Source organism: uncultured Campylobacter sp. (genome assembly GCF_938017775.1).
Classification (GTDB): Bacteria; Campylobacterota; Campylobacteria; order Campylobacterales; family Campylobacteraceae; genus Campylobacter_B.
In genome coordinates, this window is record NZ_CALIIU010000069.1 from 1 (window position 1) to 16,017 (window position 16,017).

A 16,017-nucleotide genomic window follows, 5' to 3' on the forward strand; every position below is an offset into this window, starting at 1 on the left:
GATGAAATTTTAATGCTAATTTATCGGTATATTATATTAATTTAATTAAATGAAAATCTATATTAAAATTTATCAAAAACTCGCTATCCTGATAAAATTTGAGTCACTAAATTTAAAATTTATAAAATTATTATCTTATATCTGAAATCTATGTAGAAAAAACCTTGATTTTAATCTAGACTAAGCCGTTTTTTTATGCTATTATCCAAAACGTTAATAGAAATTAATTCTAAACGAAAGGTTAATCTCATGGATAGACGAGACTTTATAAAAAGCTCTGCGGCAGCGGCTGCCTGTAGCGTTGCAGGTATCAGCTTGCCTAGCAGTCTTAGTGCTGCGGAAGAAGCCGAAAAAGGCTGGCGCTGGGACAAGGCGGCCTGTCGCTTCTGCGGCACCGGTTGTGGCATCATGGTAGCCACTAAAGACGGTAAGATCGTAGCGGTTAAAGGCGATCCGTTAGCGCCTGTAAATCGCGGTCTAAACTGCATCAAAGGCTATTTCAACGCCAAGATCATGTACGGCGCAGATCGCATTACCAAGCCTCTTTTACGCGTAAATTCCAAAGGCGAATTCGACAAAAAGGGAAAATTTATCGAAATCAGCTGGCAACGAGCGTTCGACGAAATGGAGAAGCATTTTAGGCGAGCCTATAACGAAGGCGGTCCCGAGGGCTTTGCCGTACTTGGTAGCGGTCAATACACGATCCCGGAAGGTTACGCCGCAGCAAAGCTAGTAAAGGCGGGCTTTCGCTCCAATAATCTCGATCCCAACGCCCGCCAGTGTATGGCCAGCGCCGTCGTAGGCTTTATGCAAACCTTCGGTATCGACGAGCCTGCGGGCGTTTTCGACGATATCGAACTAACTGATACCATCATCGCTTGGGGCGCGAATATGGCTGAGATGCACCCTATCCTTTGGTCTCGCGTCTCCGACCACAAGCTTCGCAACCCGGACCGCGTAAAAGTTATAAATCTCTCGACCTACTCTAGCCGCACTTCAAACATCGCCGATATTGAAATTATATTCCGTCCGAATACCGATTTGGCGATATGGAACTACATAGCGCGAGAGATCGTTTATAACCATCCCGAGATGATAGACGAAAAATTCATTAAAGAGCACTGCGTATTCGCTACCGGTCCAGTAGATATCGGCTACGGCCTACGAGAAGATATAAATCATAAAAAATACCGCAAGACCGAGCTTGACACCGCGGCTAAGCAAAAATCTAAAATTTTAAGCAAATCCGAGGGCGTTACCTTAGCATATTTGGGTATGAAAGAGGGCGACGTACTCGAAAACAAACACTCTGACAAATCGGATGCTCACTGGCTCATAAGCTTCGAAGAATTTAAAAAAGCGCTAGAGCCTTACACGCTAGAATTTGTAGCGCCTTTAGCTAAGGGTGACGAAAGTGAGGATTTAGAAGCATTTAAGACCAAGCTAAAGCAGCTGGCAGATTATTACATCGAAAAGGACCGCAAAGTAGTAAGCTTTTGGACGATGGGCTTTAATCAGCACTCAAGAGGAACTTGGGTCAATGAGCAAAGTTACATGGTACATTTCCTTCTCGGCAAGCAAGCCAAGCCCGGCTGCGGAGCGTTTTCGCTTACCGGTCAGCCTAGCGCTTGCGGCACGGCTAGAGAGGTAGGCACGTTTTCTCACCGACTACCTGCCGATATGGTCGTGGCAAATCCGGCGCACAGAAAGGTTTCCGAAAAAATTTGGAAGCTTCCGGAAGGCACGATAAATCCAAAACCGGGCGCACATTATGTACAGGCTCTGCGCAATCTCGAAGACGGCAAGATAAAATGGCTATGGGTGCAGGTAAATAACCCATGGCAGCAGATCGCCAACGCAAATCACTGGATCGCAGCGGCGCGCGAGATGGATAACTTCATCGTAGTAAGCGATCCGTATCCGGGACTAAGCGCAAAGGTAGCTGATCTAATCCTGCCAACCGCGATGATCTACGAAAAATGGGGCGCATACGGCAATGCCGAGCGCAGAACTCAGTGGTGGAGACAGCAGGTCCTTCCTGTGGGCGACGCGATGAGCGATACGTGGCAGATGCTAGAGTTTTCCAAGCGCTTCAAACTCAAGGATTTCTGGGGCGAGGTTAAAGTAAATGATAAGCTTACGTTACCAAGTGTCTTAGATAAAATTTCAGAATTCGGCTATACGCCAGAGACTACACTATTTGAAGTGCTCTTTGCAAACAAAGACGCTCAGGCTTTCGCGGCAAAAGATCCGATTATGGCAAGCTTCGATAACTCTGAAGTAAACGGCGACTCACGCGGCGTAATCGGCAGCGACGGCAAAGAATTTAAAGGCTATGGCTTTTTCATCCAAAAATATCTTTGGGAGGAGTACCGAAAATTCGGCACCGGTCACGGACATGATCTAGCCGATTTCGATACATATCACCGAGTGCGCGGTCTTAGATGGCCGGTCGTAGACGGCAAAGAGACGCTTTGGCGCTTTAACGCCCAATACGATCCTTATGCTAAAAAAGCGGCTCCGGATAGTGACTTTGCCTTTTATGGCAACGCCAAAGCGGCGCTTCCTAGTGGCGATCTGAAATCCGCTACTTCAGGCGAAGAAAAAACAAGCTTTGCCAATAAAGCTAAAATTTTCTTCCGTCCATATATGGATCCTGTAGAAGTGCCAAGCGAGGAATATCCTTTCTGGTTATGTACGGGTCGCGTACTGGAGCACTGGCATACGGGCACTATGACTATGCGCGTGCCGGAGCTTTATCGCGCGGTGCCTGAGGCAAGATGCTATATGAACGAAGCCGACGGCGCCAAAATCGGCGTACAACAAAACGAAATCGTCTGGATCGAGTCGCGCCGCGGCAAAGTCAAAGCTCGCGTGGATTTTCACGGACGTAACATTCCGCCGAAAGGGCTTATTTTCGTGCCGTTTTTTGACGAGAAAGTTTATATCAACCGCGTCACGCTCGATCATACCTGCCCGCTTTCAAAAGAGACCGACTACAAAAAATGCGCGGTTAAAATTTACAAGGCGTAAATTATGGATAGGCGTGAGGTCTTAGGTATTCTTTCTTTAGCTGCTGGCGTAGGCGTTCTGGGGCTCGGAGTCGCAAACTCTAGCGAGCACGCCAAACTCCGCCCGCCCGCAGCTATAGGCGAGAAAGAATTTCTTAGCAAATGCCTAAGGTGCGGACTTTGTGTCGAGGCGTGCCCATTTGATACGCTTAAGCTTGCGAGCTTTTGCGATCATGCTATTGCAAACGGCACGCCGTTTTTTATCCCGCGCGAAATTCCGTGCTATATGTGCGACGACATACCTTGCGTCGCAGCCTGTCCTAGCGACGCACTAGAAAAAAGCCTGGTAAGCGAAGACTCCAAGCTTAATGTGCGTCTATCCAAAATGGGCGTTGCGGTCATAGATACCGAGCATTGCATCGCTTATGCTGGTATCCAATGCGACGCGTGCGTGCGAAGCTGCCCCGTAATGGACAAGGCGCTCAGGATCGATTATCGTCACAACAACCGCACCGAAAAGCACGCCCTGCTCGTGCCTGTCGTAGATAGCGACTACTGCACGGGTTGCGGCAAATGCGAGCATGCCTGCGTCACGAAAAAGGCGGCTATCAGCGTCGTGGAGCGCGAGCGCGTCATAGGAATTTCTAGCGACAACTACGTCAAAGGTTGGATCAAGGGCGACGACGCGAAGCTAAAGGACGCAGACACCAAAATCAAGCTCGATCCGCAAAAAAGTAAGGATTACTTAAACGAGGACGATCTAATGGAGGGGACTAGGCAATGAAATACACTATTTTAAGGCGTTTGAGCCAAATTTCTATTCTAGTCCTTTTTATTTTGGGAAATAATTTCGCCTTCAAATCCGCGAGCGAAAACGGAATTTTATCAGGAATTCTAAAGGGCAATCTAAGCTCGTCGAAACTTTTCGGCACGATTAATCTAAGCGATCCGTTTGCGACGGCGCAGATGCTGCTAGCTAGCTTTTCTTTGGGCGCTACGGCGGTTATCGGAGCGCTTATCGTAGGCGCATTTTATGCGCTTATAGCGCCGCGAGTATATTGCTCATGGATATGCCCGATAAATTTACTGACCGATCTTGCCGCATGGCTTCGTAAAAGACTTGGCATAACGACTAAACTCGTTAGCGTAAATCGCAAAGCTCGCTACGTCCTAGCGGTGCTAGCGCTCATTTGCAGCGGAGCTTTCAGCTTTGCGGCGTTTGAGAGCGTAAGCTTTATCTCGCTTTTCGCGCGCGCCGTAATAGCGCTGAGTGCTAGTGCGTTTGCAATCGCGCTACTGATCGTGGTTTTTGAAATTTTTGCAGGCGATCGCACGATCTGTTCGCGGCTATGCCCGCTCGGCGGATTTTGGGCTGTGCTTAGCTATTTTAGCGTCATTCGCGTTCGCCACGAGGTTGATAAATGCACGATGTGCGGCAAATGCAAAATGGTCTGCCCCGAAGTTCAGGTGCTTAAGATGGTTGGGCGCGAAAACGGGCGCGTTAGCAGCGAGTGTATCAGCTGCGGACGCTGCATCGACGTATGCGACGACGATGCGTTAAATTTTAGTATATTAGGAGTGAAAAAATGAAAAAAATGGTTTTAGGCTTGGCTCTTGCATGCTGTGCGGCGCTATTTGCTGCGGACAAGACGGCATCCATAGACGCCGACAGCTTGGGCTTTATAAAAAGCGTGGACGAATCGGTGCAAAATAAAAATTCCCTGCCCGATTTCAAATATAGCGAGGACGCTCCGGGCGCCGCTTCGAAAATCGAACGCAGCTTCGAAAACGCTCCGCCGCTCATACCGCACAGCCTAGAGGGGCTCGTGCCGATCACAAAGGATAACAATATGTGCGTAACCTGCCATATGCCCGAGTTTGCCAAGGATGTAGGCTCTACGCCGATTCCAAAAAGCCACCTGGTGGACTTTCGCACGGGCGCGGATCTAAACGGCACGCTAGCCGAGCAGCGCTTCAACTGCACGCAATGCCACGTACCGCAAGCCCAAACCAATCCGCTAGTGAAAAATAATTTCAAAGCCGATTTTAGCAGGTTTAGCGACGCAAATTCTACTTCTAATCTCATAGATACGCTAAATCAAGGCGCCGAGGTTGAGTAGGAGCGCACGATGAAATTTTTACCACCGCTGCTACTTTGCGCCTGCTTCATCTATGCCGGCAACGGCGTTGCAATACCTAGTGACGCTGTGGGCATAGATACGCCGGCAGGGGCTAGCTTCAGGCTCGATATAGGCGCAAACGTCGCGGTGCTAAAAAGTCTAGACGGCGAAATTTACGCAGGGCTCGACGACGGCAAGCTCTATAAAATCACCATTAACTCCGTGGAGAGTTCCATGCAAAATTCTGCTGCCGGACAAAATTTCGCAGATCAAAATTCCGTCGCAAGCACAAATTCCGATGCGGCGCAGAATTTCAATGCGAAAGCAAGCGTAAATTCCACGGGAAATTCCACCGCAAATTCCGCTGCCGTAAATTCTTTAGAAAATTCCGCGAAGCAAAATTCTACGGCATTAAATTCCGCTCAAAATTCCATCCCGAATTCCGTGCCGGACGCAATCTCCAAGACGCTAATTTTCGCCCTGCCCTCGTCCAAAAACTACCTAGACGAGCCGATGAGCGCTACCATATTCGACGTCGATAAACTAGGCGAAAAGTACGCATTTTTGTATAACGGCGACGCGTTTGAAAAGATGCTGGGTATATTTGCGGGCGGCAAGATCACGCACTACAAGTTGCCGATGACGGGGATTAAAAACGTCTATTTCTACGACGAAAATACCGTGATTTTGCTAGGTCTTGGTAGCGAAATTTTATACTTCGACCTGTCTAGCGGCAAGGTAAGCTTCGAGCAAAAGCTCACCATCGCGTCTTTGGGCGGCAGCGCATACGACCGCGCTAGCGGGACGCTGCTAATCTCGTGCGAGGGCGGTATCGTATTTTATTTCGACGCGAAAGCGAAAAAGCTTATGAGCCAAAAGTCCCTGCACAAGGACGGGATCTACTCCGTGGCGCTGCTTGGCGATCGCATGATGAGCGGCTCGAATGACAAAGAAAGATCGTGCTACTACGAAAACGGCGATTTCGCTAAATTTTATAACGCGCATTTTGCAGTTTTTGCCGTGGCCCTAAGCCCCGAGCTAGGAGCTTTCACAGTCAATAACGGCGTGCGCGTAATCGATAAAGCAGGCGAGATCGTCCGCAGCATTGAGCTGGACAACGACATCATCAACTATCTGCTTTTCGCAGGAGAGTATCTCGTGGGTTCGGGATACAATAGATATATCTACTTTTGGGGGCTAAAATGAATATTTCAAGCGTCGTGATCTATCTAGGCGCAAATACCGACGTAGCGGCGTTTCGCAAGCAGCTGCAAAGTATCGGCGGCTGCGAGTTCGTAGCGTGCGAGGACGGCAAGGCGGTCGCCACGATTAGCGCGGAGAGCTTCGATGACGAGATCGCCGCATTTCGCGCGATAGAGGCTATAGAGGGCGTAAGCGAGGCTATGATGATCTACTCATACTCCGATCTGGACGCAGATATCGCCGCGGCAAACTCCGACAACGGCGAGCAGATAATGCGCGAGCTGGACGAAAAAGACCCGAGCCAGATCAAATACGGCGGCAAGGTGAGGGTCTAAACCGCCGCCACCACTCTATTGGTGCTTTTCGCTTAAATTTTGTTATTTTTGGCAGTTTCTGCACTACTAGGTAAATTTTCAGTATAAATTTTATCTGCGCCCACGGAATTTGAAATTTTCCAACTCATCTTTACCGCTTCTAGCCTGTTTTTGCATCTCTAGCCCGACGCCGCTTTTGCGCTCCTAGCCGATTTTTACGCCTTTGATCCGCCGCCTTGCATTTAGCCGTAAATTTAAATCTACAATTAGACTCTATGACGATACAGAATTTTAAAAGCGACGGACGAATTAAATTTATGAAATTTCTGCGCAGCGCTATGCTTTACGTCGCATAAAAAATATGCCGTACCAAATCAGACGCCGCATAAAAGGCGATGCCGTAGCGACTGCCGTCTGGCGCCACGGCTTATAGCCGCCGCGACGTCCGTCTGTTTGGGATGGCGCTATAAAAATACGGCGACCGGGGCGCCGACCTCTGGCAGAAACTACTTCTGCGCGCGGCTTAAGATGCGCCGCAGTAAAACATCGAGCGAGCTCAGGCCGCCGTCAAACACGCTAAATTTAGCGCGCGCATTTACTCTCTAGTATCGCAGCCCTTCGTTCGACCACGAGCTTTGCGGCGCGCAGAGGGTTTTTAAATTTCAAAACGAGAGCATAAATTTTAAAATTCCTAGGCGTAGAAATTCCGCGCCGAAGCTAAATTTTAAAATTTATACTGCGGGCACTCAAAGAGAGTTAGCGGTGCGCTGAAATTAAAATTTACCTTTAAATTTAAAAGCTTTGTGCCCGCGCAAGAGCTGCGAACGGACAAAAAGCCGCAAGGGCGCAAGAGCTGCAAAGGCGTGCTGGCATTGCGCTTTACGGGCGACATTTTTATAAATTTAAAAACGCCAAGCGGCGCAAGCCCTACTCGAATTCTATCTTTTTTAGATAATCGTATAAATTTAGCACAGCGATAAATAGCGTTAAAATCGCGGGTCCCAAGATCACGCCCCAGAACCCGAACGTACTAATGCCCGAAAGCATCGAGAAGAAGATCAGCATCTCGTTGATGTTTGCGGGGTTTTCGACCAATCGCGAGTTGATAAATTTGATCACGAGCGGCTTTACGAAGCTGTCCGCGAGCGTCGAAATCAGTATCACGCAATACGCCATTATCACGATCGCGCCCGAGGTGCTGCCCCCCGCTAGCACATATAGCGCTGTGGGCACGTAGATGAGCGCGCCGCCGACTGCAGGGATGAGCGAGCAGAAGGCGAAAAGCACCCCCATCAGTAGCGCGTCAAAGCCGAAGATCCCCGCGATGATCGAAAACAAAAAGCCCTGCAATACGGCGTTGAATATGGTCGAGTAAAACACGACGCTCATCGTATTTGCCGTCTCGGAAAAGATATAATCGATCTGCGCGGGCTCGACGGGTAGAATTTTTTTGAAAAAGCGCTTAAAGCTCTCGCCATAGAGGTATGCAAAAAAGCAAAACACGACGATAAGCACCATATCGACGATAAATTTCGCGCTGGATTTCCCGACGACCGAGAGGTAGGAGATGATCTGCTTCGCCACGCCCGCAACGTCTAGGTTTGCTAAAAACGAGCGGAACTGCGCATTAAATTTTTCAAAAGGCCCGGGCAGCCTGATGTCTAGGCTCTGAACGTAGCTAAGCGCGTCGTTTAAGCGCGCCATATCGAAGCTCGCGGCGTTTTTGGCGATCTCGATCACTGCGTAGATGAAGGGCACGAAAAAAAGTGCGCAGAGCAAAAACAGGCTAAGCACCGAGGCTAGCGTGCGCCTGCCGCGGCACAGCTTCGTTACTTTAGTGTGCAGACCCGAGGTCGCCACCGCCATCAGTACGCCGATTGCGATCACCATCAAAAACGGCGAGAACAGATAGATCACACAGCAAAACATCAGCAAAGTAGCGCCTATAAAAAATATCTTGCTCGTTTTCGCACGCCCGCTAGCCTTGGCAAGGCCCGCCTTCATACCCGCAGCGGCTCCGGAAGCGGCAGCAGCGCCTAGCGCGGAAGCACCAGCAGATGAGACTTTGTCGGTTGCGGTCCAGTTTTTGCTTTGATTTTCGGCAGCGGTTTTAGTCCTGCCTTCCGCGGCGCCTAACACAGCTGCGTCCGCTTTATCAGCGTCGGTATTTACTTTAGCGACTTTAACCCCGCTTTCAACACCGACATTGGCTCCGCTTCCGCTTTGATTTTCGGCGCCGATTTTAGCTCTTTTTTCGGCGGCGGCTTCGATTTTGCCCCCCTCATTATTTGCAGTCTGATTTTCGGTGAAATTTTGAGCCTCGCTTTTGGCGTTATTCTCGGCGTTGTTTTGAGCCATGTTTTCAGCCTGGTTTTCATTGCGGCTTGCGGCGTTATCTTTTGGCGTCGGCAAAATTTTATCCTTTTGAAATTTGATGACGTATTTTATAAATTTTTTTATCAGATTTCGATTAAATTTTGAAATTTCATAGAATTTACGAGCAGCGTTCTCGCACATACAGCGCGCGACGACGCAACGGGTGTGTTTATTAAAATTTCGAAGTAAAATTTAAAAGACTAAAGGCGGCGGGCTGACACAAAGTGTACGCCCAAGCACCCGCCTAGCAATAACCCATAGGCGGCGCGCGACGTAAACACACCGCAAGAGACCCGCAAAGCCCGATTAAATTTTAAACCCGCAGATCACTCCTCAAACAGATTTCTCTCTGCGGTCTTTAGCACGCGACCGAGCGCCTCGCGCGCCTTATCGGTTGCGATGCGGCCTTTGGCGGTCTTTTCGATGTAGCCGTTGGCGAGCAGATAGGGCTCGATTACGTCCTCGATCGTGCCCTCATCCTCGCTAAGCGCCGCCGCGATCGTGCTAAGCCCCAAGGCACGGCGCTTGGCGTCAAATAAAATTTCCAAATATTTTATATCCATCTCGTCAAAGCCTTGCTCGTCCACGCCCAGCGCTTCAAGCCCTTCGCGCGCGCGATCGTGCGAGATAGCGTCCTCGTCGCGCACCTCGGCAAAATCGCGTATGCGGCGCAGCAGCCTCAGCGCAATACGCGGAGTACCGCGAGAGCGGCGCGCGATCTCGGCGCTGGCATCGGCCGCGCTCTCCTTGCCGAGTTTAACAGAAGCGATCTGCACTATCCGCGCAAGCTCGGCGTGCGTGTAAAACTGCAAGCGAAACTGCATGCCGAAGCGATCCCGCAGCGGCGCGGAGATCATGCCCGCTCGCGTCGTGGCGCCGATGAGCGTAAAGTGCGGAATGTCGATCTTGATGGTCTGCGCGGCGGGACCCGAGCCGATGATAATGTCGAGGCGGAAGTCCTCCATCGCCGAATACAGCACCTCCTCGATCGCGGGGCTTAGGCGGTGGATCTCGTCGATGAAAAGCATGTCGCCGCTTTGCATGTTCGTTAAAATCGCCGCCAGATCGCCCGCCTTTTCGATCATCGGCGCGGCGGTAACCTTGATAGCGGCGCCCATTTGAGCGGCGATGATGTGCGCTAGCGTGGTTTTGCCTAGCCCCGGCGGCCCGTAGAAAAGCACGTGATCGAGCACGTCGGCGCGCTTTTTCGCCGCGGTGATCGCGATAGCGAGGTTTGATTTGATCTTCTCCTGCCCCACGTAATCCTCGAAGCTCGACGGGCGCAGCGAGCTCTCCACGCTCTCATCGAGCTGCATCTTTTCGATCTCTACAATTCTGTCCATAATCTCTCTTTAATCGTTTTTAAAATTTTAGCAAGTGTAGCGAAAAATGGCTAAATTTTGACAATTTTAGTAAGGCGCCGTCTTTGCGAGCGGAATAAAATTTGCCGCGCGGAATTTTACGGTACGTGCTTAGGGTTGGAGCTAAAAAGCAAAGCACCCGTCGCGAAAGACTGCGAAATTTTAGCGCGGCGGGTTTAAAACTACGCCCATGCCACTACGCCCGCTATGCCTTAAGTGGGAATTTCACCGCAGCTGCCGCCAAACAGCGCGCCGAATGGTAACTGCGCTAAATTTTAATGTGTAGAATTTGATCGCGTAGAATTTAAGACTTTGGCGTTCGCGAGCAGCGATTGCAGGGCGGCGGTGCAAAATTTAGCGCGTAGAATTTAGTGGCAAAATTTGGCTGTTTGAAAAATACGCGCGAGATTTTGCGACGTGAAATTCGGCGCCTGGAATTTTACAGCGAAATTTTACGGCGAAATTTTACCTCGTAGAATTTTAATTCGGATTTTGTTTTTGCGGCAGCGAGGGTTAAAATCTGCACTTCAAGCTTAGCGGCACGCAGCTAGCCAGAATTCCGTATCGCGCAGTCGGTTAAAATTTTGCAAGAAATTCTGCGTAGAATTTTATGCAAAATTTTGCCTTGCGCGCTTGCACGGCTAGGTAAAATTTCGCGTGGAGTTTGGTATTTCGCGACTGCTTGGAATTCGGCGCGGATTGTAAAATTTACCGCTAAGCTTAACGCGGGCTCGGGCGATTAAATTTAGCCTCGCGATCTCACGACGCCTTATCGATCGCTCTCTTTGATCAAGACACTTTTATTGTCGTCGTCACTCTTACAAAGCACTCTATAATCTGATATTTCAATTGCGTATAAAAATACTACGCCGTCGCTTTGAAATTTTTTCGAGCAGCCCTTGGCATATAGCTCGGCGAGTTTTGGACTATCGAGAACATAAAACTCATAGCTATCGGCAAAGTGCTCCATATAACTATAGGTGATGCTCGCCCAAGGCACCCCGCTATCGCCGCTTCTATTTAGCACGATGGTTCTGGCATTTATCGCCGCGAGCTTTGATTTTAGCTGCCCAAACGTCTTTTTGTCCCAGCCGATGAGTTTCAACCCCTCGCCGATACCCGGCGCATTATCCCTGAAAATGGAATTTGAATAAAATTTCGTCTCGTTGCCGTCCAAATCAATCCAAATATACTCATCGCCGTAGGTGCTCTGGATCGTAACGCGCAAATTTTTAGGGAAGTTGCGACCTGCAAAAGCTAACAGGTCTAGAAATTTCTCACGATTTTGCTCGTAGTTTTGCATAGGCGGGGCTTTATCCAGTTCCATATCATCTTTATCAAAGAAAGAATTAAACGCGAAAAATGCCGCCAAAATCGGCAGCACCTTTACGCAAAAAAGCAAGCCCAGAGCCGCGGCTATGATGATTTTTAAAGCTTTAGCCAAATTTTCTCCTTAAATTTTATAAGCCGTTTAGGCCTGACGATTAATTTGCGGCGAGAGCAAAATTTAAACGCCCGCCGTGCAGCGTAAATTTTAAAATTTCAAATTTACATCCAATTTTCTATTTTAAGCCCGCTTATATTTTTGAAATATTTTTCGTTATTCGTAACGAGCGTGCAGCCGCGCGATAGGACATTCGCAGCGATCAACATATCCATGTCGCCTATTTTGCGATTGACAGCCGTTAGTTCGCGGCGCACTACACCATATACCTGAGCATCGCGCATGCCAAATGGTAAAATGTTAAAATTTGAGATAAACTCGTCTATTAGCCGTAAATTTAACTCTTTGCGCTTTGAATTTTCCGCACCAAATCTCAGCTCGACAACGGTAATAAGCGAGATAAAAATATCCGATCTTTGGTGTTTTGTCAGACGATCAAGTATTTTAGGAGCGTATTTTTCGTCATTATTTATCAAATATATACAAATATTCGTATCTAAAACGATCATTTATCAAATCCAAACTCGCGCTCGCTCGGGATCTGCTTGCCGCGCTTAATCTCCGCGTTTTTAAATTTTGCCAGCGTCGCAAGCAATCCATCCCACTCGCCGCTACGTTTGGGGATACTAAGCGTTATCTCGGTATCGCTAAGCTCTTTTATCGCAAGCTCCTTAACGCCTTCTAAATTTAGATATTTCGGGATACGAAGCGCTAAGGAGTTGCCGCTTTTAAATACTTTTAAAGTTTTATCGTTAGCTGCTTTGACTTTCATCTATGCTCCTTTTATTTATTGGTTTTAGAATATATAAATTTTTAAAATTTAGCCCAAATCTCGCTACTGCCTATATTCAAACTCCTCGCTTGGGAAGCTCTCGTCCTTCACTTCGCGCGCGTATTCGCGCACCGCGCCTTTTACCAGCGCAGCGCCGTCTAAATAACGCTTAACGAATTTCGGCCGAAACTCCGTGAAAAATCCGCACATATCGCTCCACACGAGCACCTGTCCGTCTATGCCCGCGCCCGCGCCGATACCGATGACGGGCACGTCAGTGCCGAGTGCCACTTGATTTGCGACCGAGCAGATCGTCCCCTCGACCAGCAGTAGCACTGCGCCCGCCTCGGCAAGTGCTCTGGCGTCGCTTAAGACCTCGCGCGCACCCTCCTCTCCGCGTCCGCTTACCTTGTAGCCGCCAGTAAAGCGCGAAAACTGCGGCTTTAGCCCGATGTGGCTCATCACGGCGATGCCGTTTCGATTAAGCAGCGCCACGGTATCTGCCATATGCGCGCCGCCTTCGATCTTAACGGCGTCGCAGCCGGTACTCTCATAGACTTTGGCGCAGTTTTGCAGTGCGAGCTCTGGCGTCGCGCACGAGCAAAACGGCATATCCACGACCATATACGCTCGCTTGAGCCCCCGTCTTACGGCGCGCGCGTGATAGATCATCTGCTCTACGCTTGCACCCAGGGTCTCGGAGTGCCCGCCGAAGCTCATATTTAGGCTGTCGCCTACGAGCACCATATCGACCTCGTCGTCGAAAATTTTAGCAAAAAGCGCGTCATAGGCAGTGATCATCACGATCTTTTCGCCGGATTTTTTCATCTCGTATAATTTAGAAAGCGTGATTTTTGACATTTTGACTCCTTTGCTAGATTAAAATTTAAATACAATTTTAGCATAAGCCGAATTTGACATTTATAAAATTTTAAAGTAAAATGCGCGCGCATTCTTTCGGGGGTGACTTGGCTTCGACGGGAACGGATGGGTCAAGGCGGCATGTCGCTTTGGATACAGCGTATAAAATCCAAACTAAATTTAAACGCAAACAACGTTAAATTTGCTCCTGCTTACGCTAAAGCTGCGTAAGTCCAGTCGAGCCCTGCTCTGCGCCGATACTATCTAAGCGCGGCGGCGGGTAATCTGCGATAGCGTAGCTCTGCGGCGTGACGAGCCGTAGGGTGAAATCCTAGTCTTTGCGCCGGCGGGTCGTTTTGGAAAGTGAGCGAGCCTGCGCGAGAACTTCACTTTTGCTAAACATGTAGAGGCTTTGGTCGTTTATTTTCGGACTGCGGTTCAATCCCGCACACCTCCACCAATTAAGTTATCTTTAAGTTTCAATCACTTCTTTTTACTTCTCTTTAATTCCCGTATATAGGTGCTTATCTTATATTTCGATTATTTTTCTCTCCTTTCATTTTTATTTTAGATATAATCTTTTCCGAAAAAATAAGGGACTAATTCAGGGGCTTTTTCGCATTAGGGGGTTTTTGTAAAAAAAGACGAAATAGAAAAATGGCAATGGCAATAATCTTTTACTTAAAAGGAGCGAATTATGTTGTTTACAGATGAGGATTTTGTAAATATAGTGCCGCAGGATCTACTGGAGCGCGGTATAAACTTAAGAGAGAAGCTCGGTTTTTATGAAATCGCTTGGAAATTTGACGATGTAATGGAGGTGCTAAAAATCACAAGAGATAAAGGTATGATTATCCTAGGAGGAGACGTATATCGCCTAAGCGGTAATGAGCCCATCATCACATACGACGGCTGGAGTACCAACAGGGGAGTTAATAATGCATTCGAAGTGGCGATCCAATATATCACTAATTATCGCGCTAAAAACGGAGATGATTTTATATATTATCCAGCCATTGGCCCCGGGCGGGTGCCCAAATGAAAATTTTAATTGGATTGCGCGAATAAAATATCGGCAACCGATTAAATTTTAAAAGGAAAAACAATATGAAATTTAGAATTTTAGAACCGAAGCTTTATGAAAAGACAAGGATATGGCTATAGAGGCTTGAGGGCGAATGCGGCATTGATGGCTAAAATAGATATTTTATTAAATTTGATAAATTTCACCAAAGATATAAGCGCGATAAAAAGTGACTTAGCAAAGATAGGCTTTGATAGCGAATCGGAGCTTGTAACGATAACTCAAAATACCATCGCAAATATCTTAAATAGGGTCATCGATAAAGAAATTTCATATGACCTCCTTGAGGAGTGGGCAAATTTAATCGAGTGCCGCGAGGACATAGGATATGAGGATGAAATTTTGCAAGAGATCATATTTGAGCTGGCAAACCCTTGCCTTTATGGGGAGATAGACGAGAGGAAGATTTGTATGATTTTAGATAAAATTAAATACGGGCGGAGCGATTCAAATGATATTAGAAAAAAATATTGACATGGTAAGCGAGAGGGCAATTTTATTGATGGCGCTAGGTTCATTGCAGGCATTGGAGCACCAGGCGATTACCATAGATGAAAGCCAAAGAATTTTGTTTTCACCCTATATCTCAACGCATTTGGAAAAAAATAAGGTTAATGAATGCATTATAGATATAATAATCGAGTGCTGCGAATTAGAGGATATTTTTGAACTAATTCCTACAAAATATATGCAAACCCTGCAAATATTGCAGAATAGAATAATAGAAATTTTAAAGCAATACGATGAAGAATCTAGAAAAAGATGGATAATTATAGATGAAGAATAAGCATCCATAACTTCCGTCTTTGCGAGCAGGCGAGCGGATAAATAAAATTTGACTCAAGATAAGTTAAAAACTTTCAAGGAATTTTTAACTTATCTTGAACCTTTAAAATTTTAACGTCACGATAGAAACTCTGTGTAAATTTAAGTCCTTTCAATACTCAATAATGCTATTAACAAGATCGGTGTCACAATATAAATCATAGATTTTAGATGAATCGGCAAATTTTAAGATTTAAGGAGTTTGATATATCTGCCTTATGCTCGATGATTTTATTAATTTTAGACTATTAGTTAAGAATAAACTTTGTAGATAAAATTCTTAAATTGGAATTACAAACGTATATTTTTGTATTTTAAATAAAGGCAAAAGTAAAATTTAAAGTCACGATGCTGTGATATAAATTTAGGCTCAAGACAAGTTAAAAACTTTCAAAGGAGTTTTTAACTATGATCCTGTCGATGAAAAACAAGTATATCTATCGTTCCCGAATTTTAGAGAAGAAATTTAGAGAAATTCTCAAGTACTTTGTAGAGGATATAGAGGCTACTAAAATAGCAAATTTAACTGGGATTTCTAGAATTCCCATCAACAAAATTCTAAAAAATATCAGAATTTTAATGGCTAGCGAGTGTGAAAAAATAAGTAAGTTTTCAGGCGAGATAGAAATAGATGAAAGCTATTTCG

The 16,017-nt window shown here is 47.1% G+C and carries 15 protein-coding genes, 1 other RNA gene and 1 pseudogene; 11 read left to right on the forward strand and 6 right to left on the reverse strand.

Features of this window, described 5'->3' with window-relative positions:
• The first annotated feature begins 249 nt into the window (after nucleotides 1-249).
• The 6 genes from napA to Q0537_RS08945 are packed head-to-tail and all read left to right on the forward strand — an operon-like array spanning nucleotide 250 to nucleotide 6,669.
• Nucleotides 250-3,033: a nitrate reductase catalytic subunit NapA gene (gene napA, locus Q0537_RS08920; protein WP_299227318.1), complete on the forward strand. Its 2,784-nt coding sequence runs from the start codon at nucleotides 250-252 to the stop codon at nucleotides 3,031-3,033.
• A gap of 3 nt (nucleotides 3,034-3,036) precedes the next feature.
• Complete coding sequence (napG, locus tag Q0537_RS08925) at nucleotides 3,037-3,795, forward strand: ferredoxin-type protein NapG (protein ID WP_299227321.1); 759 nt, start codon at nucleotides 3,037-3,039, stop codon at nucleotides 3,793-3,795.
• Nucleotides 3,792-4,601, forward strand: a complete 810-nt coding sequence (gene napH, locus Q0537_RS08930) for a quinol dehydrogenase ferredoxin subunit NapH (protein WP_299227323.1) — start codon at nucleotides 3,792-3,794, stop codon at nucleotides 4,599-4,601. The genes napG and napH overlap by 4 nt, the downstream gene beginning before the upstream one ends.
• Nucleotides 4,598-5,131: a nitrate reductase cytochrome c-type subunit gene (locus tag Q0537_RS08935; RefSeq protein WP_299227326.1), complete on the forward strand. Its 534-nt coding sequence runs from the start codon at nucleotides 4,598-4,600 to the stop codon at nucleotides 5,129-5,131. Before napH ends, Q0537_RS08935 begins: the two co-directional genes overlap by 4 nt.
• A gap of 9 nt (nucleotides 5,132-5,140) precedes the next feature.
• Nucleotides 5,141-6,337 carry a hypothetical protein gene (locus Q0537_RS08940; RefSeq protein WP_299227329.1) on the forward strand — a complete coding sequence of 399 codons (1,197 nt, stop codon included), beginning with the start codon at nucleotides 5,141-5,143 and terminating at the stop codon, nucleotides 6,335-6,337.
• Nucleotides 6,334-6,669: a chaperone NapD gene (locus Q0537_RS08945; RefSeq protein WP_299227332.1), complete on the forward strand. Its 336-nt coding sequence runs from the start codon at nucleotides 6,334-6,336 to the stop codon at nucleotides 6,667-6,669. The genes Q0537_RS08940 and Q0537_RS08945 overlap by 4 nt, the downstream gene beginning before the upstream one ends.
• A 906-nt stretch (nucleotides 6,670-7,575) precedes the next feature.
• Here Q0537_RS08945 and Q0537_RS08950 read toward each other — a convergent pair.
• The 6 genes from Q0537_RS08950 to panB all read right to left on the reverse strand — a co-directional run bounded on the left by Q0537_RS08950 (nucleotide 7,576) and on the right by panB (nucleotide 13,462).
• Complete coding sequence (locus Q0537_RS08950) at nucleotides 7,576-9,165, reverse strand: AI-2E family transporter (RefSeq protein WP_299227335.1); 1,590 nt, start codon at nucleotides 9,163-9,165, stop codon at nucleotides 7,576-7,578.
• Between the two features lie 185 nt (nucleotides 9,166-9,350).
• Nucleotides 9,351-10,367, reverse strand: coding sequence for a Holliday junction branch migration DNA helicase RuvB (ruvB, locus tag Q0537_RS08955; RefSeq protein WP_299227337.1), 1,017 nt, complete (start codon nucleotides 10,365-10,367; stop codon nucleotides 9,351-9,353).
• A gap of 787 nt (nucleotides 10,368-11,154) precedes the next feature.
• Complete coding sequence (locus tag Q0537_RS08960; protein WP_299227340.1) at nucleotides 11,155-11,829, reverse strand: hypothetical protein; 675 nt, start codon at nucleotides 11,827-11,829, stop codon at nucleotides 11,155-11,157.
• Between the two features lie 104 nt (nucleotides 11,830-11,933).
• A complete protein-coding gene (locus tag Q0537_RS08965) occupies nucleotides 11,934-12,338 on the reverse strand; it encodes a type II toxin-antitoxin system VapC family toxin (RefSeq protein ID WP_299227343.1) in 405 nt (134 codons plus the stop codon).
• Nucleotides 12,335-12,601: a hypothetical protein gene (locus Q0537_RS08970; RefSeq protein WP_297944502.1), complete on the reverse strand. Its 267-nt coding sequence runs from the start codon at nucleotides 12,599-12,601 to the stop codon at nucleotides 12,335-12,337. Before Q0537_RS08970 ends, Q0537_RS08965 begins: the two co-directional genes overlap by 4 nt.
• Before the next feature lie 63 nt (nucleotides 12,602-12,664).
• Nucleotides 12,665-13,462 (reverse strand): 3-methyl-2-oxobutanoate hydroxymethyltransferase, encoded by a 798-nt coding sequence (gene panB, locus Q0537_RS08975; protein ID WP_299227347.1) that lies wholly within the window; start codon nucleotides 13,460-13,462, stop codon nucleotides 12,665-12,667.
• Between the two features lie 98 nt (nucleotides 13,463-13,560).
• On the opposite strand from panB, the gene ssrA reads away from it, so the two are divergent.
• The 5 genes and pseudogenes from ssrA to Q0537_RS09000 all read left to right on the forward strand — a co-directional run.
• Nucleotides 13,561-13,922, forward strand: a transfer-messenger RNA (tmRNA) gene (ssrA, locus tag Q0537_RS08980).
• A 237-nt stretch (nucleotides 13,923-14,159) separates the two neighbouring features.
• Nucleotides 14,160-14,504: an Imm40 family immunity protein gene (gene imm40, locus Q0537_RS08985; protein WP_299227351.1), complete on the forward strand. Its 345-nt coding sequence runs from the start codon at nucleotides 14,160-14,162 to the stop codon at nucleotides 14,502-14,504.
• Between the two features lie 96 nt (nucleotides 14,505-14,600).
• Nucleotides 14,601-15,020 (forward strand): hypothetical protein, encoded by a 420-nt coding sequence (locus Q0537_RS08990; protein ID WP_299227356.1) that lies wholly within the window; start codon nucleotides 14,601-14,603, stop codon nucleotides 15,018-15,020.
• A complete protein-coding gene (locus tag Q0537_RS08995) occupies nucleotides 14,998-15,333 on the forward strand; it encodes a DUF3969 family protein (protein ID WP_299227359.1) in 336 nt (111 codons plus the stop codon). The genes Q0537_RS08990 and Q0537_RS08995 overlap by 23 nt, the downstream gene beginning before the upstream one ends.
• Before the next feature lie 446 nt (nucleotides 15,334-15,779).
• Nucleotides 15,780-16,017: pseudogene (locus tag Q0537_RS09000) on the forward strand (IS1595 family transposase); the annotation flags it as partial.